Raw genomic sequence first — 19,107 nt, 5'->3', positions numbered from 1 at the left:
GTTGGGACTTGCTGTAGCAGAACGCGCTTGAGACCCGCTTCCTGAGTTTCATTGCAGCCTGTCACGAACCGTCAAGGAACACGGTCAGACCGCCGCTCGTTGACCTTCAAATTCAGGAGGCTCTAATGGACAGAAGTATCTATCAAGCACGCTGGCTGCTGGCGCCGGGCGAATCACCTTATTCCGGTTTGCGGAACAACTGGATGCCCCAGGCGAGGTGGCCGGCGTCGGCGGCCTTGACCCAGTTTTCCAGCCCGACGGCCATCTTGTCGAGATACTCGGCAGACGCGCCGCCCTCGCGCAGCCTGTCGTAATTGCCAGCAGTTCCTCGCGCACCCGGGCATAAGGTGGGAAGCAGCCCTTAAAATGCCGCTAGAGCCGAGACTTCTGCGCAGTTTCTCCGAGCGATAAGCGGCAAACGTTGCTGTCTCGCTTCTGAAATCCACCGTCTCAGAACGTCCTGACCGGAGAGATTCGGGACCCAAGTTGCGGCCGTCATTTCCAGCCGATCCGCTGGCTTCTATGCGCTGCGGCGAGTGATATTTGCCTTTCGTTTCCATCCCCAACTAATACCATCCACCTGGGAAATCAGGGGACACGGAAGCGATCAGTCGCACTGTTCCAGCATGCATCTGAACAATGGGAAAGCCGAAAACCAGGCGACAGTCAGCAGGTGCTTGCTCTCACGAATGAGCTAAGGCTGCTATGTGACGAGAGTACCAATCTTTATGTGGTCGACCTGCAGCCTGATGACCCTCTAGTCTTACTGTGTCATAAACTTTGTTAACGATTGATTGCGAGAATGGAGATTCAAGCTTCAAATGGAGGGAGCGATGGATCTCCAGGACGGAATCGAAACGAGTGAATCGCGTTTTGCGGCCTATGTCGAGACGCTGGCCTCGGCATTGGGTCATGCTGACCGGGTGGCGCCGCTGAAGGCCTATTGCACCGGGCTGCTTTTGCCGGGCGAGCGCAAGAGCGTCGAGCCGATGGCGGCGCGGGTGGAGCCTGGGCGTGTTCAGGCGGCACACCAGTCGCTGCATCACTTCGTGGCGAAAGCGGATTGGTCGGACGATGCCGTACTTGGCGTCGTGCGGGCGCAGGCTCTGGCGGCGCTTGAGCGTCAGGGGCCGATCCGCGCCTGGATCGTCGACGACACCGGCTTTCCCAAGAAGGGGAAGCATTCGGTCGGCGTGGCGCGGCAGTATTGCGGCCAGCTCGGCAAGCAGGACAACTGCCAGGTCGCGGTCAGTCTGTCGGTTGCCACCGAACAGGCGAGCCTGCCGGTCGCCTATCAGCTCTATCTGCCGGAAAGCTGGGCGAACGACCCTGATCGGCGCGCCAAGGCAGGTGTGCCGGAGGATGTCATCTTCCGCACCAAACCCGAAATCGCCCTCGCGCAGATCCGGGCGGCGCTGGATGCCGGCGTCTCGCGGAGCGTTGTGCTGGCCGATGCCGGTTACGGTAACGACACCTCCTTCCGCACCGGGCTGACGGAGATGGGCTTGACCTATGTCGTCGGCGTCCAGTCCTCGATCCGCTTGTGGCCGCCGGACACGCAACCGCTGCCACCCAAGCCATGGAGCGGACGCGGCCGCCCGCCCTCGCTCGTCCGGCGCCAGCCCGGGCACGCGCCGGTTTCCGCCAAGGAACTGGCGCAAACCCTGCCCGAGGACGCCTGGGGCCGCGTCACCTGGCGCGAGGGCTCCAAGGCGCCGCTCGCCTCGCGCTTTGCCGCCATCCGCGTCCGGCCGGCGCATCGCGATTACTGGCGCTCCGCGCCACGAGCCGAGGAATGGTTCCTGATCGAGTGGCCGCACGACGAGGTCGAGCCGACCAAGTACTGGCTCTCGACCTTGCCGGAAAATACCGGGCTCGCCGACCTCGTCGATCAGGCCAAGCTGAGGTGGCGGATCGAACGGGATTATCAGGAGCTCAAGCAGGAGATCGGCCTTGGCCATTATGAAGGCCGAGGTTGGCGCGGCTTCCATCATCACGCCACGCTCGCGATCGCCGCCTACGGATTCCTGGTCTCCGAACGGAGTCTGATTCCCCCCTCAGCCCCACGCTCCAGGCCGTTCCTCAAGGCACCTGCGCTATCCGAAGATTATCGACCCCGTGGCGCCGCCGCTCCGTCCCGAACGCCACGTCGGCAATTCCATCGCCACCATCCGGATTAGACTCGCCCGCGCCGTGGCGCGGCGGCTGCCACGATGTCCATGCTGCCAAAACAGGTTTATGACACAGTAAGACTAGCAGGCTGTTGAAAAAGTCGTTCGCCGCCGATCTCAGACCATGATTCATTGGCTCCAAGGAGATTCGGAGGGTGGTGGGTGCGCGGCGACGACAATCGGACGGGCGAGTTGTTCAGCTATGTGGATCTTGAGGCGCGGGTTCGGCGCGATCATCCGTTGCACGCGATCCGGAGGATCGTGAACGAGGCGCTGTCGGCGCTGGAGCAGGATTTCGCGGCGATGTATTCGCCGATCGGGAGGCCGTCGATTCCGCCGGAGAAGCTGCTCAGGGCGATGCTGCTGCAGGCGTTCTATTCGATCCGCTCGGAGCGGCTTTTGATGGAGCGGCTGGAATACGACCTCCTGTTCCGCTGGTTCGTCGGCGTCGGGATGGATAATGCGGCCTGAGACCATTCGGTTTTTTCGAAGAACCGCGACCGGCTGCTGGAAGGCGACATCGCGGCGAAGTTCCTGAGCGCGGTGCTGGCCGCCCAGCCCAAGGTGAAGAGGCTTCTATCTACGGACCACTTCTCGATCGACGGCACGCTGATCGAGGCTTGGGCCTCGATGAAGAGCGTCAGGCCAAAGGACGGGCCGGAGGAGCCGCCGGCAGAAGGCGGTGGGCGCAACGCCGAAGCGGACTTCCACGGCCAGAAGCGATTGAACGAGACGCATGCCTCGACCACCGATCCCGACGCCAGGCTCTACCGCAAGGGCAAAGGCAAGGAGGCTAAGCTGTGCTTCATGAGGCACGGGCTAATGGAGAACCGTCACGGCCTGCTGGTCGAGGCCTGCCTGACACTGGCCTACGGACATGCCGAGCGGGTGGCCGCGCTACATATGATCGAGCCCCGTGCCGACCGGCCGCAGGCGATCACGCTCGGCGCCGACAAGGCATATGATGTGGAGGACTTCGTCAACGAACTGCGCTCGATGAGGGTGACGCCGCACGTGGCGCAGAACACGAGCGGCCGAAGTTCGGCGATCGATGGGCGCACGACCCGGCACGGCCGCTATGCCGTCAGCCAGCGCATCCGCAAGCGCATCGAGGAGGCGTTCGGCTGGATCAAGAGCATCGCCGGCCAGGACAAGACGAAGTTCCGCGGCCGTGACCGGGTCGGATGGGCCTTCACCTTCACGGCCGCCGCCTACAATCTGGTGCGGCTGCCAAAGCTCACGGCGGTGCCGGCATGAGTGCGCCGGCGGACTGCCAACTGATCGGCCGCTGGCGCATCGTCGAAGCCGATCTATGGGATCGCGGCTATCTCGACCTCTGTGGACCCGCCACCATCACAATCGGGGCCGATAACAATGGCGAGATTGCGTTTGGCGCCCTGCAAGCCGGTCTCGATCTGAGTTACAGCCCCTCAATGGTCTTCTTCACATGGGGCGGCTGCGACGAAATGGACGAAGTCAGCGGTGACGGCTCCGCTGAATTGCTCGATGACGGCTTGATCGAGATCACCTTCGCCTATCACAACGGCGACGAGGCCATCCTCAAGGCCAAGCGCAATACTTCTTCAACAGCCTGCTAGTCTTACTGTGTCATAAACTTTGTTAACGATTGATTGCGAGAATGGAGATTCAAGCTTCAAATGGAGGGAGCGATGGATCTCCAGGACGGAATCGAAACGAGTGAATCGCGTTTTGCGGCCTATGTCGAGACGCTGGCCTCGGCATTGGGTCATGCTGACCGGGTGGCGCCGCTGAAGGCCTATTGCACCGGGCTGCTTTTGCCGGGCGAGCGCAAGAGCGTCGAGCCGATGGCGGCGCGGGTGGAGCCTGGGCGTGTTCAGGCGGCACACCAGTCGCTGCATCACTTCGTGGCGAAAGCGGATTGGTCGGACGATGCCGTACTTGGCGTCGTGCGGGCGCAGGCTCTGGCGGCGCTTGAGCGTCAGGGGCCGATCCGCGCCTGGATCGTCGACGACACCGGCTTTCCCAAGAAGGGGAAGCATTCGGTCGGCGTGGCGCGGCAGTATTGCGGCCAGCTCGGCAAGCAGGACAACTGCCAGGTCGCGGTCAGTCTGTCGGTTGCCACCGAACAGGCGAGCCTGCCGGTCGCCTATCAGCTCTATCTGCCGGAAAGCTGGGCGAACGACCCTGATCGGCGCGCCAAGGCAGGTGTGCCGGAGGATGTCATCTTCCGCACCAAACCCGAAATCGCCCTCGCGCAGATCCGGGCGGCGCTGGATGCCGGCGTCTCGCGGAGCGTTGTGCTGGCCGATGCCGGTTACGGTAACGACACCTCCTTCCGCACCGGGCTGACGGAGATGGGCTTGACCTATGTCGTCGGCGTCCAGTCCTCGATCCGCTTGTGGCCGCCGGACACGCAACCGCTGCCACCCAAGCCATGGAGCGGACGCGGCCGCCCGCCCTCGCTCGTCCGGCGCCAGCCCGGGCACGCGCCGGTTTCCGCCAAGGAACTGGCGCAAACCCTGCCCGAGGACGCCTGGGGCCGCGTCACCTGGCGCGAGGGCTCCAAGGCGCCGCTCGCCTCGCGCTTTGCCGCCATCCGCGTCCGGCCGGCGCATCGCGATTACTGGCGCTCCGCGCCACGAGCCGAGGAATGGTTCCTGATCGAGTGGCCGCACGACGAGGTCGAGCCGACCAAGTACTGGCTCTCGACCTTGCCGGAAAATACCGGGCTCGCCGACCTCGTCGATCAGGCCAAGCTGAGGTGGCGGATCGAACGGGATTATCAGGAGCTCAAGCAGGAGATCGGCCTTGGCCATTATGAAGGCCGAGGTTGGCGCGGCTTCCATCATCACGCCACGCTCGCGATCGCCGCCTACGGATTCCTGGTCTCCGAACGGAGTCTGATTCCCCCCTCAGCCCCACGCTCCAGGCCGTTCCTCAAGGCACCTGCGCTATCCGAAGATTATCGACCCCGTGGCGCCGCCGCTCCGTCCCGAACGCCACGTCGGCAATTCCATCGCCACCATCCGGATTAGACTCGCCCGCGCCTTGGCGCGGCGGCTGCCACGATGTCCATGCTGCCAAAACAGGTTTATGACACAGTAAGACTAGCGTTTCGGATAGACTCCCTTGTCGAGAATGTGGACATGAGAGGCCTGGAGGCACCTTTACTGGATACCCGGCCGGCCCGAAAACAGCGATCCGGTTGCCTCAGCATTCAGGATCGGCGTTCGCAATCCCACCTCCCGAAATTTTGACCACCTGAGGCCTAAGGTAATTCAGGAATCTATGTCCGTGGACGAAACATCGGGGCAGGCCACTGGTTACTGTGGATCACGAACACGCAAGGAGGACGACATGGGACCCTTACTGAGTGCAATGGCTTCCCTCGCACTGGTCGGGGCGACTTCCCTCGGCATGGCTCAAGAGTTGAACGAGATTGACCGGCCGGCCTCGGAGCTTAAAGAGGTTCTGGCGCACAAAGCTGAAATTCCGGCCGGCGCCAATCAGATACGCGTGGTCCGGGTGGAATTGGAGCCGAACACGGCCGCGGCGTGGCACACTCACCCTAGCCCAGTCTATGTGTATGTCGTCGAAGGCGAGCTGGTCATGGAAGTCGAGGGACAGGAACCTAGGACGATCGGTCCCGGCGAAGCAGTGGCTGAGCCCCTGGATGCGCGCATGCGTGTGCTAAACACGACAGAAGAGCCGGCCCGGGCGGTCGTATTCCAAGTGAGCCCCACTCAAGAGGAGTTCCTCGAACAAGAGTAAGGCTGACGGTGCAGTCAGCTCAAGCAAAACGGCTGTCCTTCGTCGATCGCCGGGAGCGCGCCCGCCATTGTCTCGAGGACAGGCCAGGCCCCGACACAGAGAAATTGATGCGGCAGGTTCAACTGCCATTGATCCTTGCCGGCGCCAACGGTAGAAATGTCTCCATTCGAACGCTCCCTGTTTGTCCATCCTAACCGATGCCAACGTAGCACCGGGGGAGCGGGAGCCTTCCATCCCATCGATTTTGAGCAGCTCTTGTTCTGACCCCGTTCCCCGCCTTCGGCGGAATTTCCAGCCACTGTCAGAAAGCGCTTCGCCGCCTGATGGATCCTCTCGACAAAAGGGATGCGGCCAATCATCCACTCGAAGATCAGGATCAGTTTTCGACCAATGACCCGGCTGGCACCCATCCCAAAACCCAAAGGAGGCCCAGCACCTCACGCCGGCCGTCACCGGTATTGGCTTCGTGGATGTTTTGATCGATCCTGCCGCCGGTTTTTGAGAGCAGCTCTTCGCACCCTGCCTGCGTCGTCCGCACTTTGAACCAGACTAAAGGGTCTTTCAACCGAGTGCTGCAGATCGCGAAGTTGGAGGGGATCGGCCAGTCGGCCGTTGTTACTGTCCGCGCCGGCTACTACCAGAGCAGCCCGACGTGCGGCTCCAGCATCGAGTTTAGTATCCGATTTCAGTTGGTCTGGCGGCCTACCTCTTCTCGGAGTGGCATCGTTGAGCTCGAGCGGCTCCGGATCGTCTTGTTGGTGAGGTCACGGGCTTCAAGGTAAGCTTGCACTGCACCGGAGCCTCTTCTTTTGAGGCCTGCGCTGAGTGCAATTAGAGCAGAAGTTTCGGCTCTGTTGACAAAGTCCGTAAGTTATTGATGCTGCGTGGAGAATGGGTGTTTGACATCGAAGGGAGTGTCTCATGGCCGACCTCAAGGAAACCGAGGCAAATCCGGCAGCAGCCGAGGTGGTGCCTGGGAAGGAACTGACACATGATGTAAAGCATAAAACGCCGAAGACGAAGAAGCGAACCGGACAGCGCGCAGGTGCTGCACGAACCAAGGCCGCCAGGTCGGCCCCACAGGCTTCTTCATCTAAAGCGGCCGCTTCGCCTGCCGTCCGGCCAGCACGGAAAATATATTCTGAAATAGAGCGGGCCCAAAAGCTCGGCGAGATCGAAAAGCAGATCGGACGGGGAGACAGCATCAAGGCCGCGGTCCAGAAAGCTGGATTATCGGAACAGACTTACTACCAGTGGAAGAAGACTGCTGGGCAGACATCACAGAGCGATGAGCTCAAGGATCTGGTCAAGCTTGAAGAAGAGAATGACCGCCTGAAGAAGCTTCTCGCTGACCGGCTCCGGAAAGAAAACGCCGACCTCAGGAAAAAGCTGGGGCTTTCTTGAGCCGGTGCGTGGCCAAAGTAGAGTCGGTCGCATCGGGCCGAATATTCTTATAGCTGTCTCTATTTGGGTGCCGCCCTTTATGGCGGCGGTCTCAGTCTGACTGGTTATCCGTCATTAGCGACGGCCGTGCTCGTTGGCAACCTGTTCAGCGGCTTCGGCAGACGACCGGCACGGTCGTGGCCGCGCTGATGATCGGCCTGATCAACAACGGCCTGAACCCGATGCGGCAACCAGCGTCGGCGGTGCCATTCAGCCAGTCGGCGAAAGAGCCTAAGCGAGCCTTTCAATTCCTCAGTGCCTTTTATGCGACTTTCGACAGCACGAAGCGTGAACCTCGACCGCATGGTGGTTTGGGTTCTCTACTTGCTGCATTGAGGCAGCTTCGCGCCCATACATAACGTGAGCGTGTCTAAGCGAGGTGCAGCCGAGTGACGGAAGGTGCGCGCCTCGCCGGCATAGGCGACCAGGTCGCGGCCCTCGCGCCCGGTGACTGGACGCGCGTGCACGATGTCGAAGGCGCGCTCGAGGTGGATTGCATCGCGATAAGGATTGGCAGCACCGGTGCGCTGGAACTTGTCCAACCAGGTTGTCGTTTAGGCGGCGCTAATGTCTCGCAAGTTAGAGCATCTTCGAAGAACGCAGAGTCGGTTTTGGGATTCACGCGGTAAGTTTCGTCTGATTCACTGCTCCTAGTGATTTGCGAGGGGGTGAGGATGACAAGGAGCCTGAGCGCGGACCTGCGCGGGCGGGTGATTGCGGCCATTGAGGATGGCTTATCGACGCGGGAGGCTGCGCGTCGCTTCCGGATCGGGATTTCGACGGCGGGAAGCTGGTATCGCCGCTATCGCGAGACCGGCGAGATGGAGGCGCGCAAGCAAGGCCAGCCGTCGCGTTCGAAGCTCGACGCGCATGAGGCCTTCGTTCTCGGCCTGATCGAGGAGACGCCGGACATCACACTTGCCGAGATCGGTGAACGCCTTGCAGCCGAGCGGGGCGTACGGGTAGCGCCGTCCACCGTCTGGCTGTTACTCGACCGGCGCGGCATCACGTTCAAAAAAAGACGGCGCACGCCGCCGAACAGCAGCGTCCCGACGTCCTGCGCCGCCGCAGGGCCTGGTTCGATGGTCAACTCGATCTCGACCCCGAGAAGCTGATCTTCATCGACGAGACCGCGGCATCCACGAAGATGGCCCGGTTGCGAGGCCGTGCGCCATGCGGCGAGCGCTGCCTGGCGGCCGTGCCTCACGGGCACTGGAAGACGACGACCTTCACCGCCCCGGCCTGCGGCTCGACGGCATGGCCGCGCCGATGCTGCTCGACGGTCCGATGAACGGCCCAGCCTTCCTCGCCTATGCGGAGCAGGTTCTCGCGCCCGAGCTTAGCCCCGGCGACAGTTGTTTTCCCGTCGCTCATTCCTGGCCTGCCCACTGTCGCGCCGCAGTTGGAAGTGGCCGACAGATCCGCCGCGATGGAGCTAGTCCCTATCGACAGCATTACCGTCGGAGCCTCGCGCTGCTGCGACTTCGTTCCTTTGAAAAGGCGAATGGGCAATTTACGCGGAAAACAGCGCCCAAAGCTGGACGAGAGCAATGAGCACGTGGAGCTCGATCGTGAGCATGTGAAAGAGGCGTAAACGAAAAGAAATTCAGGTCTTTTGAACTCTACCGAAAGAACCTGCACCGGCCGGAGATCGTGACGTTTGATGAACTCTACCAGCGAGCCCGGCTCATCGTTGAAGCCCAACACGGGACCGGTGATGGCCAACCGGCAGCCTCTGAATGAAGCCACTCCCCAACGGCCCTCTTGAATGTTGCAAGGGGTGATGTGTGAATCGCGGTCAACAACACCGCATTAATGGACACTGAAAACTAAGAAAGTTGACCGTCATAAATAGGCCTGAACCGCACCCCCCAACGGTATGGAACGGTATAAACGCATTGACAACCAACGGAGCCTAGCGCTGCTTGAGTTCCCATGAGGCCCGTAAGCCCTTGTTTTCATTAGGAGAAGTTTGGTAGCGGGAAGTGGACTCGAACCACCGACCCCAGGATTATGATTCCCGTGCTCTAACCAACTGAGCTATCCCGCCACGGGCGAATGTCCAAAGGATGTTCGCCAAGGTCGGCCGGGATATAGTGGCGCTGGGGAGGGGCTGTCAAGCACGGAGCGCGGCGCCGGCCGCGACAATTCATGCTCGCAACAGGCCTTTGCCTGCAATCAATCGTGTCGGAGGCTGGGCTTGAGTTCGTACCGCCGCGCCGTTATGTCTCCGCGCGACGTATTTCTTGAGCACAATGAAATTGATGACACCGCGTATTGCAGTCCTTGGTTGCGGATATTGGGGCTCGAACCACATCCGCACCCTCAAGGCGCTTGGCGCCCTCCATGCCGTTTCGGACGCCAACCGCGCGCGCGCGGAAGGTTTTGCTAGCGAGCAGGACTGCCTGGCGATCGCGCCTGACGACCTTTTTGCGCGCCGCGATGTCGACGCGATCATCGTGGCCCTGCCGCCGCAATACCATGCCGATACCGCCATCCGAGCGGTGGAGAGCGGCAAGGACGTGCTCGTCGAAAAGCCGATCGCACTGACCGTGGTGGACGCCGAGCGTTCGGTGCAGGCCGCCGAAAAACATGGCCGCATCTTCATGACCGGGCATGTGCTGCGCTTCCATCCGGCCTTCGAGAAGATGAAGGAGCTGATCGACAATGGCGAACTCGGCGATGTGAAATACATCCATTCGCATCGCCTCGGCCTCGGCAAGTTCCACACCGAAAACGATGCGCTGTGGGATCTCGCGCCGCACGATCTGTCGATGATCCTGGCGATCACCGGGACGGCGCCGATCGAGGTGCGAGGCGAGGGGGCGGCGCTGCTCGACCACCTCTCGGATTTCGCGCATCTGCACATGCGCTTTCCCAATGGCCTCCGTAGCCATCTGTTCACCTCGCGGCTCAACCCCTATCGCGAACGCCGGCTGACTGTCGTCGGCACCAAGGCGATGGCGGTATTCGACGATGTCGAACCGTGGGAGCGCAAGCTCGCGGTCTATCGCCATGCCGTCTGGCAAGACAGCGGGCAATGGGCGTTCACCGCCAACGAACCTGCCTATGTGCATGTCAAGCAAGGCATGCCGCTGACGCGCGAACTGGAGCACTTTCTGCACTGCATCTTGACGCGGTCCGCGCCTCGGACCAGCGGCGAAGAGGCAATCTCAGTGCTGCGCATACTGACCGCAGGCACTGTCATCCACGATTGAGCAGTAATCAGCGGGCGCCGCGCGGCCAGAACCACCAGGTCAGCAGGCCGGCCGCAGCAAGCCAGACGGCGACGACGAGCAGGGCGCCGGCTCGGCTCCTCGGCCGAGCCTCGACCTTTTCGGCTTTAGCGCGGAATTCATCCATCAGTTCGGCAGGCACGAGCCTGACCGCGATCCAGATGCCGGCCGGAACGATCAGCAGATCGTCGATGTAGCCGAGAACCGGGATGAAGTCAGGAATGAGGTCGATCGGGCTTAAAGCGTAGGCCGCCACGCATGCCGCCGTCGCCTTCGCATACCAAGGCGTCCGCGGATCGCGGGCGGCCAGGAAGAGGGCGATCGCATCGCTTTTGATACCTTTCGCCCAGCTTTTCAGGGCGGCAAGCATCGCCTCGCCCGCTTCTATTCCGCGGCGATGCGCGCCGGCTTTGCAGCAAGTCGGGTCAACATCGCCTCGGCTTCCGCGGCGCGTTCGGAGCGTTCGATGAAGCCGCCGCCCAGAACGCGAGCATCATTGCCGTCGTCGGTATAGAGAACGCAGGCCTGGCCCGGCGCTATGCCGGACTCGCCGTCGGCGAGTTCCACCCAGTTTGCGCCGCCGCGATGGTGCAGCATCGCCGGGCGGGGCGGGCGCGTCGAGCGCACCTTGGCGAAAAGCTCCAGCCCTTCCGCCGGAACGGCGTCCAGCGCCATGTCGCCCAGCCAGTTGACGTTGCGCAAATAGATCTTGTGGGTTTCGAGCGCCTCGCGCGGCCCGACGATCACCCGCGCCCGCTCGGCGTCGAGATGCACCACGTAGAGCGGCTCGCCCGAAGCGACGCCGAGGCCGCGGCGCTGCCCGACCGTATAGCGCAGAATGCCGTCATGGCTGCCGAGCACGCGGCCGTCTATGTGGACGATATCGCCCGGCGTCGCCGCCGTCGGCTTGAGCTTGGCGATGATATCGGAATATTTGCCCTGCGGCACGAAGCAGATGTCCTGGCTGTCTTGCTTGGCGGCGACGCTCAGGCCGAGTTCTTCTGCGATGGCGCGCACCTCCGGCTTCGACAGCCCGCCGAGCGGAAAGCGCAGGTAGTCGATCTGTTCCTGCGTCGTCGCGAACAGGAAATAGCTCTGGTCGCGGTCGGCGTCGACCGGACGATAGAGCGCCCGGTGCGCACCGTTGGCGCGGCTTCGGATGTAATGGCCGGTGGCCAGCGCATCGGCGCCGAGTTCACGTGCGGTCTCCAGGAGATCGGCGAACTTCACCGTCTGGTTACACGAAACGCAGGGGATCGGGGTTTCGCCCGAAACATAGCTCTCGGCGAAAGGCTCGATCACCGACTTGCGGAAGCGCTCCTCGTAATTCAGCACGTAATGGGGGATGCCCAGCGTCTCGGAAACGCGACGGGCGTCGTCAATGTCCTGGCCGGCGCAGCAGGAGCCGGCGCGGTGGGTCGCGGCGCCGTGATCGTAAAGCTGCAGCGTCACGCCGACGACATCATAGCCCTCGCGCTTCAGAATTCCGGCCACGACGGAGGAATCGACGCCGCCCGACATCGCCACGACGATGCGTGTGTCCTCAGGCCGTCCCGGCAGATCCAGGCTGTTCATCGAAAGGCGTTCCATGTTCCAAATTTGGGCGCTTCATGCCAACGAAGCCAATATAGGTCAAGCAAGCACAAAGCGCCACTTTTCGGACTGGATCACAAGCCATTGCAAACAAAAGGCTTTTCGGTAGGCAGTTGCGAAAAGCTGGCAGCAGGCCTCGCTAACGAAGGATTCACCATCATTACCCAACGCTTACCGGGCGTTTAGGCAAATTTTAAAGCTGTTGGGCTATTGTTGCCGGGATTGGGTCTTTGAGTTTTTGTAGAGAGTACTATGACCGATCTGGTTAGACCGCGTGTCAAATATGTGATTGGGCCAGACGGCAGCCCGCTTACCATCGCCGATCTTCCTCCGACGAACACCCGCCGCTGGGTCATCCGCCGCAAGGCCGAAGTCGTTGCCGCCGTCCGGGGCGGCCTGCTCAGCCTCGAGGAAGCCTGCCAGCGCTACAAGCTCACGACCGAAGAATTCCTTTCCTGGCAGGCCTCGATCGATGAATACGGCCTTGCCGGCCTGCGCACCACGCGTATCCAGCAGTACCGGCACTGACGCCGGCCCACTGACAATTCAGGAATGCAGGCTCTGGCGCTTCGCCAGACCCGACGCGGCAGCCGTCAGCACCGCCGAGGCGGCGAAGAACCACAGGCCAGGCTTGGTGAACGCTGTCGCTAGACCGCTCGTTTTTGCCGCGAATATCACCAGAGCCACCAACACCACATCCAGCATCGACCAATTGGCCAGCACGCGAAACCAGTCAGGTATGCGTGGCCGGCCGACTCCTGCGTACGCAGCCAGGTAAAGCACGCCTAGCTTCATCGCCGGAAAAATTACCGAAAACAGCGCAATGACGATCGCAAGGGCAATATCGCCCTCTGCCCACAGTCCCGAGATCATTGCGAGCAGCGACGGCTCGTCGGCAAAGACGAAAAGCCGCTCGATGCGGATCAGCGGCAATACCAGGCCGAACGCGAACGAAATCGCGGCGGCAAGAAGCGTGATCGGAAGAAGAAACCGCATAGCCGCGCTATAGCGAATGCGCAACCCGGCGGATAGTGGCGGGTTTTGCGGCGTTGGCCCGGTATTCAGCCGATCATTGCGCTACGGCTGTCATTGTCGATCTCGCGCATTTTGCCGTCGCGCGATTCCAGCATCTCCGCCTTGGAAAGCTCCGCTTCAGCTTCGGCGAGTAATGATTCGGCGACGCTTCGCTGCTGGGCGAGGTCGGTCTGGGAATTTATGAGATTGTCCCTGCGCAAGCGGGCGGCTTTGGCAAAGGTCGGATATGCAAAATGGTTGATGTCGGTGATGCCGGCCTTCTTTTCCTCGGCGTTGATCTGGAAATCCAGTTCGCCGGCCATGCGTTCGAATTCCGAGATCATCATGTCGAGTTGAAGCAGCTGCCGGCGTTTCTCGTTCACCTGAAACTGCTTCAGCCGAACGAGGTTTTCACGTGACTTCATGACCTGTACTCCCGGAGACGCAAAACTCTGAACAAGCAGCCCTACCCACGAAAACGACCCTGTCGCAAACGGTCCGGCCAGCCCAACGCCGCCATAGGAAACGAATTCCTAAGATTTTTCGACGCTGGTAACCATTCGTTTACGGGCATTGTTAATCATACGCGTCAGGACTTAAGGCCCGGTAAAAATTCGGGTGCAAAGCTGAATTGCCGGCGGGGGTGAATCACATGAATCACTTGAAGCTGTTTGTTCATGCGACGCATTAAGGACTGATCGTTGGGATTCGTCATAAGATTCAAGAGAATGTATCCAAGGGTTAAAAAATCTGGTATCGCTTTGCGGGCAGAATTAGGTTTTGTTAACCATTCGGTGGCAGCCTCGGCTCACGGCAATCGCTGCTCCGGCACCGTATGGTGCGCCACACGGTCCGGCGGCAGAAAAGGGGAATGAAATGCGCGTTCTGCTGATAGAAGATGACAGTGCAACCGCACAGAGTATCGAGCTGATGCTGAAGTCGGAAAGCTTCAACGTCTATACCACCGATCTTGGTGAAGAAGGCGTCGATCTCGGCAAGCTCTATGACTACGATATTATTCTCCTTGATCTCAATTTGCCCGATATGTCGGGCTATGAAGTCTTGAGAACGCTTCGCCTGTCCAAGGTAAAGACGCCGATCCTGATTCTCTCCGGCATGGCCGGCATCGAGGACAAGGTTCGCGGCCTCGGCTTTGGCGCGGACGACTACATGACCAAGCCGTTCCACAAGGACGAACTCGTCGCGCGCATCCATGCGATCGTGCGCCGGTCCAAGGGTCACGCCCAGTCGGTCATCACCACTGGCGACCTGGTGGTCAATCTCGACGCCAAGACCGTTGAGGTCGGCGGCCAGCGTGTGCATCTGACCGGCAAGGAATACCAGATGCTGGAACTGCTCTCGCTGCGCAAGGGCACGACGCTTACCAAGGAGATGTTCCTCAACCACCTCTATGGCGGGATGGACGAGCCGGAGCTGAAGATCATCGACGTTTTCATCTGCAAGTTGCGCAAGAAGCTAGACGCGGCCTCCGGCGGGCAGAACTATATCGAGACGGTCTGGGGCCGCGGCTACGTGCTGCGCGAGCCGGAAGAGATCCGCGAAAGCGCCTGACTGGTTCAAAAAACACCATCAAAAACCCGGCATTGCCGGGTTTTTGCGTTAGGCGGCTGCCTGGAGACTGCGAAAGCGTTCGAGCAACTGCGGTCTTGTGAAAGGCTTTAGTATGTAACCCTGAGCCCCGGCGCGCTTGGCGCGCATGATGGCGCCGACGTCGATCTCGATCAGGCAAACCGCAATCTGCGGCTTCACCGGGCTTTCAATAGCGCGAATTCGGCTGATCACTTCGGAAGTCGGCATATCGGGCAGGGAGCCATCGACCACGATGATATCGGGCATCTCGGCCGCACACATTTCGATAGCGTCGAGGCCGGTCGCCGCTTCGATCACCACCATCTCCGGACCGCCCAATATGCGCTTGGCGACCTTCCGGATCACGCTGGAATCATCGACGAACATGCAGCGTTTCATGGCACGGTCCCTTCGAGCGTGATCCCGAAAAGTCGCGGACTCTTCGGCCAGCAAACTTGCTCTCGCCACTTGGCGAGGCAGCGGTTTTGACCGTCAGACGATATCCCAACCCGGTAAAGAACCGGACAAAAGGTTAGGTAAACTTAGCGTAAAGCCGCCGCGGCGTGGCAAAGCGGCCCTTGATCGCCGATCAGGCGGCCGTGAAGACGATCTCTTCGGCCGTGGCGTGGATCGAAATCTCCATGCCGGATTCGCGCGCCAGCAGCAGCGTGTAGTATGGCTGCACCGAATGGGCGTCTATCGCTTCCTCCGGCTTTTGTCCGGAATGCAGTTCGAGGAATTTCGGCGGCACGCGCAGCATCGGCCCAGAGGCCGAAATCTGGAATTTCGGCTCCGTCTCGACATCGTCCAGCGTAACGCCGATCTTTCCGCCGCGCGGAATGGCGGCCAGCGCCACCAGAATCAGGTTCAACAGCAGCTTGACCTTGTTTTTCGGCAGGAGGGCGCGGCGGCCGGACCAGGTGAGCTCGGGTTTTTCGTTGCGCAGGAAAGCGGTGGCGACGGCTTCCGCATCGCCGGTGTCGATTACCATGCCGGCCGAGCCGGCGGCGCCGAAGGCGATGCGGGCGAATTGCAGGCGCGCCGAAGCGTTGCGGGCGCTGGTGCGGATCAGCTGCATGGCGTCGGCATCGGCGCCGCCCTCATCCAGCAGTTCCAGTCCGTTGTTGATCGCGCCGACCGGCGAAATGATGTCGTGGCATACGCGGCTGCACAAAAGTGCGGCCAGATCGGCTGCTGAAAGTGTGAAAAGCTCGGCCATCAATATGTCCCTGCGGCAATTAAAATCGAGGCACGAGCGAATGCTGTCGCACCGGGTGGCGAATCAGGCCGTCCCCACCCCGTCTCGTCGTACACAGCGCTGCCGCACGCATCAACAAATGTGAAATGTTCAATCGTCAAAACGGTTGCTCCATAGGGCGAAAACCGGTTTTCGAAAAGGGCAGCTAGGCCACCGAAGCGCCATCTTCGTATGGAGGCTTAATGCTTGGAAAAGATTTACGGCATAGATTCGGTAAACGGCGTGGCAAGCGACCGCCAAAGAGTTGCAGCGCGCCGAGGCGTCGGCGAAAAACGCTCCCGGACGGAGATTTGCAAGCATGTTTTCCCGACTTTACGACCGGAGCGTTCTCCGGCTTGCCGCAATGATGTTGGCGCTGATAGGCACCCTGGCCGTCTCGACCGGTCAGTTGCGGGCGCAGGAATATTCCGCGCAGGAAATCGTCGATTCTGGCCACCGCTTCTTCGGTGCGACGTCCGGTGGCCTTGCGACCGTCATCGAGAAGATCTTTTCGTCCTATGGCCTGCCCAACGGCTATATACTGGGCGAGGAGGGCTCCGGCGCGCTGGTCGGCGGCCTCACCTATGGCGAGGGCACGCTCTACACCAAGAATGCCGGCGACCATAAGGTGTTCTGGCAGGGGCCCTCGCTAGGCTGGGATTTCGGCGGCCAGGGGTCGCGCAATATGATCCTGGTCTACAATCTCGACGATGTTCCTAATCTTTACCACCGCTTCGCGGGCGTGGCCGGCTCGGCCTATGTCGTCGCGGGCGTCGGCTTCAACGTCCTGAAGAACGGCGACATGCTGCTTGTTCCGGTGCGCACCGGCGTCGGCGCGCGGCTCGGCATCAATGTCGGTTATCTGAAGCTGACGGAGAGGCCGACCTGGAATCCCTTCTAGCGCTCAGAACATAGCGCCAGTTGCCGCCGGCGGGCATTCCGGCATATTGGTTGCAGCGTGCGCGAAGGCGGCGTCATGCGCGCCGGCAAAGCCGCTCCAACCAGAGTCCGTGACCCGACGTGATCCAGTCCATCCTGTTCTTTGCACTCGGTTTTTTCACCGCCGGCTTTCTCGCGCTTTTGATCGCGCCGGCGTTCTGGCGGCGCGCCGTCAATTTGACCCGAAAGCGCATCGAAGCTTCCATGCCGATGACGCTCGACGAGATCCAGGCGGACAAAGACCGGATACGGGCGGAATTCGCAATGTCGGCTCGGCGGCTCGAGATGAGGGCGCAGGCGCTTCAAGAGAAGAATGCGGCCCAAATCGTTGAGATCGGCCGGGGCCGCGAAGAAATCAAGGCGCTCAATTTCGTGATCTCCGAAAAGAACCGCGAGATAACGGCGCTCGAAACAGCCGGCGAAGCGCTGCGCACCGAATTGCGGCAGCACAGCAACGACATGCAGCGGCTGTCGGCCAAGCTCGCCGAAACCGACAATGTGCTGAAGCAACGGGCGGCGGAGATCGAGAAACTCGGCCGCATGTATGACGACGCCAGCTTCTCTTCGAGCAGCCGCCAGATCGAGCTGGTGGCGCGGGAATCGGAATTGGAGCAGCTTCGTAATGAAGCTGTCCAGTCGAGGAGCAAGGCCGAGCGGGCCGAGAAGCGGTTTCAGGAACGGGAACGCGAGGCTGCCACGCTCCGTGAAGCGCTGAGGGTCGAGGCCAGGAAAGTCGACGACCTGGAACGGAAGGTTGCCGGCATGCTTTCGACGCTCGCCGAGCGCGAGGGAAAGCTGGAGCAAGGCGGAAAGGAACTGGCGCGCCTGCGCGAGGAACTGGCGCGCGCCGCCGCGGAAAACAAGGAGAATGACAAGCCCGCCGGCCGCGAGCGGCTTGAAAGCCGCCTGACGGCATTGACGCGCGAAAACCGCAAGCTGAAGGCTGATCTCAAGGCTGCGGAAAAGGGAAGTGACGGCGACGACGAAATCCTGCGCGAGCGGATCGGCGAGCTGGCGGCGCAGATGGTGCATCTGACCAGCGTTCTCGAAGGACAGGGCTCGCCGATCGTGAAGGCGCTGTCGTCGCCGAACAGCAGCCAGGGGGCCGGCGCGAAGAAGACCAGCCTTGCCGACCGCGTGCGCGCCTTGCAGAAGGCGGCGTCAGCCGGCTGATTTGTCCAGTTCCGCCAATCGGTGCAGTGCGATCGCCGAAGCCGCGGCGACGTTCAGGCTGTCGAACCCGCCGGCCATTGCGATGCGCACCGTGTTCAGGCGGGCAAGCAGCCTTTCCGGCAGGCCCTCGCCCTCGGCTCCGAACCACAGCGCCGCGCGCTCAGGCCGCTCGATATCGCGCAGGTCGGCTTTGCCTCTTGGCGAGAGGCCGTAGAGTTCGAAACCACGCCGCGCCATCGCATCGACGAGCCGATCGGCATCGTCCGCTACCGCGAAGGGAATCTTGAGCACGGCGCCGACCGAAACCCGGATCGCCTTGCGGTAGAGCGGATCGCAGGAACTCGCATCGAGGATCACCGCATCGGCTCCGAACGCCGCCGCGTTGCGGAATATCGCGCCGACATTGTCGTGATTGGCGATGCCGACCAGCACCACGACCAGCGCCCGCTCGGGCAACTCGTCGAGCAGTTCCTCCGGCGATTGCGGCGCGCGCTTTCGGCCGATGGCCAGCACGCCTCGATGGATGTGGAAGCCCGCAATGGCGTCCATCAGCGGGCCGGACGCGACATAGACCGGCATGTCGGCGGGAGCCAGCGCCAGTGTGCCGGCGAGGCCGGGAAGGCGGCTTTCAAGCACCAGAACGGATTCGGCCTCAAATCGCCGGGCCGAGAACAGGACATTGAGCACGACCTTGCCTTCGGCCACGAAGCGTCCCTGCCTTCCGGCAAGGTCGCGCTCCCTTATATCGAGATAGGGCGCGACCCGCGGATCCTGAGGATCGGCGATGCGGACGGAGTTCATGCCGGGTGTTCGTGCGGGATCATCCGGCGGATAAACGGCGTCAGTCTACAGCGCCGCGCGTCCCTTCGGACGCGCAAAGGACGCTGTAGATCTTTGAATCTGCGCATCGTGCTTTCCGAAAATCGAATCCGATTTTCGGGCCGATGCGCTACCGGCG

19 protein-coding genes, 1 tRNA gene and 2 pseudogenes are annotated in these 19,107 nt (G+C 61.5%); 12 read left to right on the top strand and 10 right to left on the bottom strand.

What is annotated here, in order from left to right:
• Positions 1-833: 833 nt before the first annotated feature.
• The 5 genes and pseudogenes from ABVK50_RS20360 to ABVK50_RS20340 all read left to right on the top strand — a co-directional run bounded on the left by ABVK50_RS20360 (position 834) and on the right by ABVK50_RS20340 (position 5,924).
• Positions 834-2,180 (top strand): IS701 family transposase, encoded by a 1,347-nt coding sequence (locus ABVK50_RS20360; RefSeq protein WP_353641446.1) that lies wholly within the window; start codon positions 834-836, stop codon positions 2,178-2,180.
• 153 nt (positions 2,181-2,333) lie between these two features.
• A pseudogene (locus ABVK50_RS20355) lies at positions 2,334-3,428 on the top strand (IS5 family transposase).
• Complete coding sequence (locus ABVK50_RS20350) at positions 3,425-3,769, top strand: hypothetical protein (RefSeq protein ID WP_353644863.1); 345 nt, start codon at positions 3,425-3,427, stop codon at positions 3,767-3,769. The pseudogene ABVK50_RS20355 and the gene ABVK50_RS20350 overlap by 4 nt, the downstream one beginning before the upstream one ends.
• Positions 3,770-3,841: 72 nt before the next feature.
• Positions 3,842-5,188 (top strand): IS701 family transposase, encoded by a 1,347-nt coding sequence (locus ABVK50_RS20345; protein WP_353641446.1) that lies wholly within the window; start codon positions 3,842-3,844, stop codon positions 5,186-5,188.
• Positions 5,189-5,510: 322 nt separating this feature from the next.
• The gene (locus tag ABVK50_RS20340; protein WP_353644864.1) at positions 5,511-5,924 is read left to right on the top strand and encodes a cupin domain-containing protein; all 414 of its coding nucleotides are present in this window, start codon (positions 5,511-5,513) and stop codon (positions 5,922-5,924) included.
• 14 nt (positions 5,925-5,938) lie between these two features.
• Here the strand turns inward: ABVK50_RS20340 and ABVK50_RS20335 are convergent, their stop codons facing one another.
• Positions 5,939-6,334 carry a hypothetical protein gene (locus ABVK50_RS20335; protein WP_353644865.1) on the bottom strand — a complete coding sequence of 132 codons (396 nt, stop codon included), beginning with the start codon at positions 6,332-6,334 and terminating at the stop codon, positions 5,939-5,941.
• 511 nt (positions 6,335-6,845) lie between these two features.
• On the opposite strand from ABVK50_RS20335, the gene ABVK50_RS20330 reads away from it, so the two are divergent.
• A complete protein-coding gene (locus tag ABVK50_RS20330; RefSeq protein ID WP_353644866.1) occupies positions 6,846-7,328 on the top strand; it encodes a transposase in 483 nt (160 codons plus the stop codon).
• A 359-nt stretch (positions 7,329-7,687) separates the two neighbouring features.
• Here the strand turns inward: ABVK50_RS20330 and ABVK50_RS20325 are convergent, their stop codons facing one another.
• Positions 7,688-7,909, bottom strand: a complete 222-nt coding sequence (locus tag ABVK50_RS20325) for a hypothetical protein (RefSeq protein ID WP_353644867.1) — start codon at positions 7,907-7,909, stop codon at positions 7,688-7,690.
• Between the two features lie 132 nt (positions 7,910-8,041).
• On the opposite strand from ABVK50_RS20325, the pseudogene ABVK50_RS20320 reads away from it, so the two are divergent.
• A pseudogene (locus tag ABVK50_RS20320) lies at positions 8,042-8,720 on the top strand (IS630 family transposase); the annotation flags it as partial.
• Positions 8,721-9,340: 620 nt separating this feature from the next.
• Here the strand turns inward: ABVK50_RS20320 and ABVK50_RS20315 are convergent.
• Positions 9,341-9,417, bottom strand: a tRNA-Met gene (locus ABVK50_RS20315).
• A gap of 214 nt (positions 9,418-9,631) precedes the next feature.
• Between ABVK50_RS20315 and ABVK50_RS20310 the strand changes: the two genes are divergently transcribed.
• The gene (locus tag ABVK50_RS20310) at positions 9,632-10,585 is read left to right on the top strand and encodes a Gfo/Idh/MocA family oxidoreductase (RefSeq protein ID WP_353644868.1); all 954 of its coding nucleotides are present in this window, start codon (positions 9,632-9,634) and stop codon (positions 10,583-10,585) included.
• Positions 10,586-10,592: 7 nt separating this feature from the next.
• Here ABVK50_RS20310 and ABVK50_RS20305 read toward each other — a convergent pair whose 3' ends face one another.
• Positions 10,593-10,973 (bottom strand): DUF1232 domain-containing protein, encoded by a 381-nt coding sequence (locus tag ABVK50_RS20305; protein WP_353644869.1) that lies wholly within the window; start codon positions 10,971-10,973, stop codon positions 10,593-10,595.
• Positions 10,974-10,987: 14 nt separating this feature from the next.
• Positions 10,988-12,178 (bottom strand): tRNA 2-thiouridine(34) synthase MnmA, encoded by a 1,191-nt coding sequence (gene mnmA, locus ABVK50_RS20300; RefSeq protein WP_353644870.1) that lies wholly within the window; start codon positions 12,176-12,178, stop codon positions 10,988-10,990.
• Positions 12,179-12,448: 270 nt separating this feature from the next.
• Between mnmA and ABVK50_RS20295 the strand changes: the two genes are divergently transcribed.
• Positions 12,449-12,724, top strand: coding sequence for a DUF1153 domain-containing protein (locus ABVK50_RS20295; RefSeq protein WP_006203587.1), 276 nt, complete (start codon positions 12,449-12,451; stop codon positions 12,722-12,724).
• A gap of 18 nt (positions 12,725-12,742) precedes the next feature.
• On the opposite strand, the gene ABVK50_RS20290 is transcribed toward ABVK50_RS20295, so the two are convergent.
• Together ABVK50_RS20290 and ABVK50_RS20285 are read right to left on the bottom strand one after the other, a co-directional pair.
• Positions 12,743-13,192, bottom strand: coding sequence for a paraquat-inducible protein A (locus ABVK50_RS20290; protein WP_353644871.1), 450 nt, complete (start codon positions 13,190-13,192; stop codon positions 12,743-12,745).
• A 65-nt stretch (positions 13,193-13,257) separates the two neighbouring features.
• Positions 13,258-13,635, bottom strand: a complete 378-nt coding sequence (locus ABVK50_RS20285) for a flagellar export protein FliJ (RefSeq protein ID WP_353644872.1) — start codon at positions 13,633-13,635, stop codon at positions 13,258-13,260.
• Between the two features lie 451 nt (positions 13,636-14,086).
• Here ABVK50_RS20285 and ctrA point away from each other — a divergent pair, with 451 nt between their 5' ends.
• The gene (gene ctrA / locus ABVK50_RS20280; RefSeq protein ID WP_008835512.1) at positions 14,087-14,782 is read left to right on the top strand and encodes a response regulator transcription factor CtrA; all 696 of its coding nucleotides are present in this window, start codon (positions 14,087-14,089) and stop codon (positions 14,780-14,782) included.
• Positions 14,783-14,830: 48 nt separating this feature from the next.
• On the opposite strand, the gene ABVK50_RS20275 is transcribed toward ctrA, so the two are convergent.
• Complete coding sequence (locus ABVK50_RS20275; RefSeq protein WP_353644873.1) at positions 14,831-15,199, bottom strand: response regulator; 369 nt, start codon at positions 15,197-15,199, stop codon at positions 14,831-14,833.
• Between the two features lie 190 nt (positions 15,200-15,389).
• Positions 15,390-16,019 (bottom strand): histidine phosphotransferase ChpT, encoded by a 630-nt coding sequence (gene chpT / locus ABVK50_RS20270; RefSeq protein ID WP_353644874.1) that lies wholly within the window; start codon positions 16,017-16,019, stop codon positions 15,390-15,392.
• 382 nt (positions 16,020-16,401) lie between these two features.
• On the opposite strand from chpT, the gene ABVK50_RS20265 reads away from it, so the two are divergent.
• Both ABVK50_RS20265 and ABVK50_RS20260 read left to right on the top strand, forming a co-directional pair.
• Positions 16,402-16,938, top strand: a complete 537-nt coding sequence (locus ABVK50_RS20265; protein ID WP_353645863.1) for an EipA family protein — start codon at positions 16,402-16,404, stop codon at positions 16,936-16,938.
• A gap of 119 nt (positions 16,939-17,057) precedes the next feature.
• Entirely contained in the window at positions 17,058-18,149 is a 1,092-nt protein-coding gene (locus tag ABVK50_RS20260; RefSeq protein ID WP_353644875.1) for a hypothetical protein, read from the top strand.
• On the opposite strand, the gene ABVK50_RS20255 is transcribed toward ABVK50_RS20260, so the two are convergent.
• A complete protein-coding gene (locus ABVK50_RS20255; RefSeq protein WP_353644876.1) occupies positions 18,138-18,950 on the bottom strand; it encodes an RNA methyltransferase in 813 nt (270 codons plus the stop codon). The genes ABVK50_RS20260 and ABVK50_RS20255 overlap by 12 nt on opposite strands.
• Positions 18,951-19,107 lie beyond the last annotated feature (157 nt).

Source organism: Mesorhizobium sp. WSM2240 (assembly GCF_040438645.1).
Taxonomy (GTDB): Bacteria; Pseudomonadota; Alphaproteobacteria; order Rhizobiales; family Rhizobiaceae; genus Allomesorhizobium.
Note: the sequence above shows the minus strand (reverse complement) of the source record. Positions and strands in the feature narration are given on the sequence as shown.

Coding starts and splice junctions, on each gene's coding strand:
- ABVK50_RS20360 (WP_353641446.1), top strand. CDS start 834: ATGGATCTCCAGGACGGAATCGAAACGAGTGAATCGCGTTTTGCGGCC.
- ABVK50_RS20350 (WP_353644863.1), top strand. CDS start 3,425: ATGAGTGCGCCGGCGGACTGCCAACTGATCGGCCGCTGGCGCATCGTC.
- ABVK50_RS20345 (WP_353641446.1), top strand. CDS start 3,842: ATGGATCTCCAGGACGGAATCGAAACGAGTGAATCGCGTTTTGCGGCC.
- ABVK50_RS20340 (WP_353644864.1), top strand. CDS start 5,511: ATGGGACCCTTACTGAGTGCAATGGCTTCCCTCGCACTGGTCGGGGCG.
- ABVK50_RS20335 (WP_353644865.1), bottom strand. CDS start 6,334: ATGGGTGCCAGCCGGGTCATTGGTCGAAAACTGATCCTGATCTTCGAG.
- ABVK50_RS20330 (WP_353644866.1), top strand. CDS start 6,846: ATGGCCGACCTCAAGGAAACCGAGGCAAATCCGGCAGCAGCCGAGGTG.
- ABVK50_RS20310 (WP_353644868.1), top strand. CDS start 9,632: ATGACACCGCGTATTGCAGTCCTTGGTTGCGGATATTGGGGCTCGAAC.
- ABVK50_RS20305 (WP_353644869.1), bottom strand. CDS start 10,973: ATGCTTGCCGCCCTGAAAAGCTGGGCGAAAGGTATCAAAAGCGATGCG.
- mnmA (WP_353644870.1), bottom strand. CDS start 12,178: ATGAACAGCCTGGATCTGCCGGGACGGCCTGAGGACACACGCATCGTC.
- ABVK50_RS20295 (WP_006203587.1), top strand. CDS start 12,449: ATGACCGATCTGGTTAGACCGCGTGTCAAATATGTGATTGGGCCAGAC.
- ABVK50_RS20290 (WP_353644871.1), bottom strand. CDS start 13,192: ATGCGGTTTCTTCTTCCGATCACGCTTCTTGCCGCCGCGATTTCGTTC.
- ABVK50_RS20285 (WP_353644872.1), bottom strand. CDS start 13,635: ATGAAGTCACGTGAAAACCTCGTTCGGCTGAAGCAGTTTCAGGTGAAC.
- ctrA (WP_008835512.1), top strand. CDS start 14,087: ATGCGCGTTCTGCTGATAGAAGATGACAGTGCAACCGCACAGAGTATC.
- ABVK50_RS20275 (WP_353644873.1), bottom strand. CDS start 15,199: ATGAAACGCTGCATGTTCGTCGATGATTCCAGCGTGATCCGGAAGGTC.
- chpT (WP_353644874.1), bottom strand. CDS start 16,019: ATGGCCGAGCTTTTCACACTTTCAGCAGCCGATCTGGCCGCACTTTTG.
- ABVK50_RS20265 (WP_353645863.1), top strand. CDS start 16,402: ATGATGTTGGCGCTGATAGGCACCCTGGCCGTCTCGACCGGTCAGTTG.
- ABVK50_RS20255 (WP_353644876.1), bottom strand. CDS start 18,950: ATGAACTCCGTCCGCATCGCCGATCCTCAGGATCCGCGGGTCGCGCCC.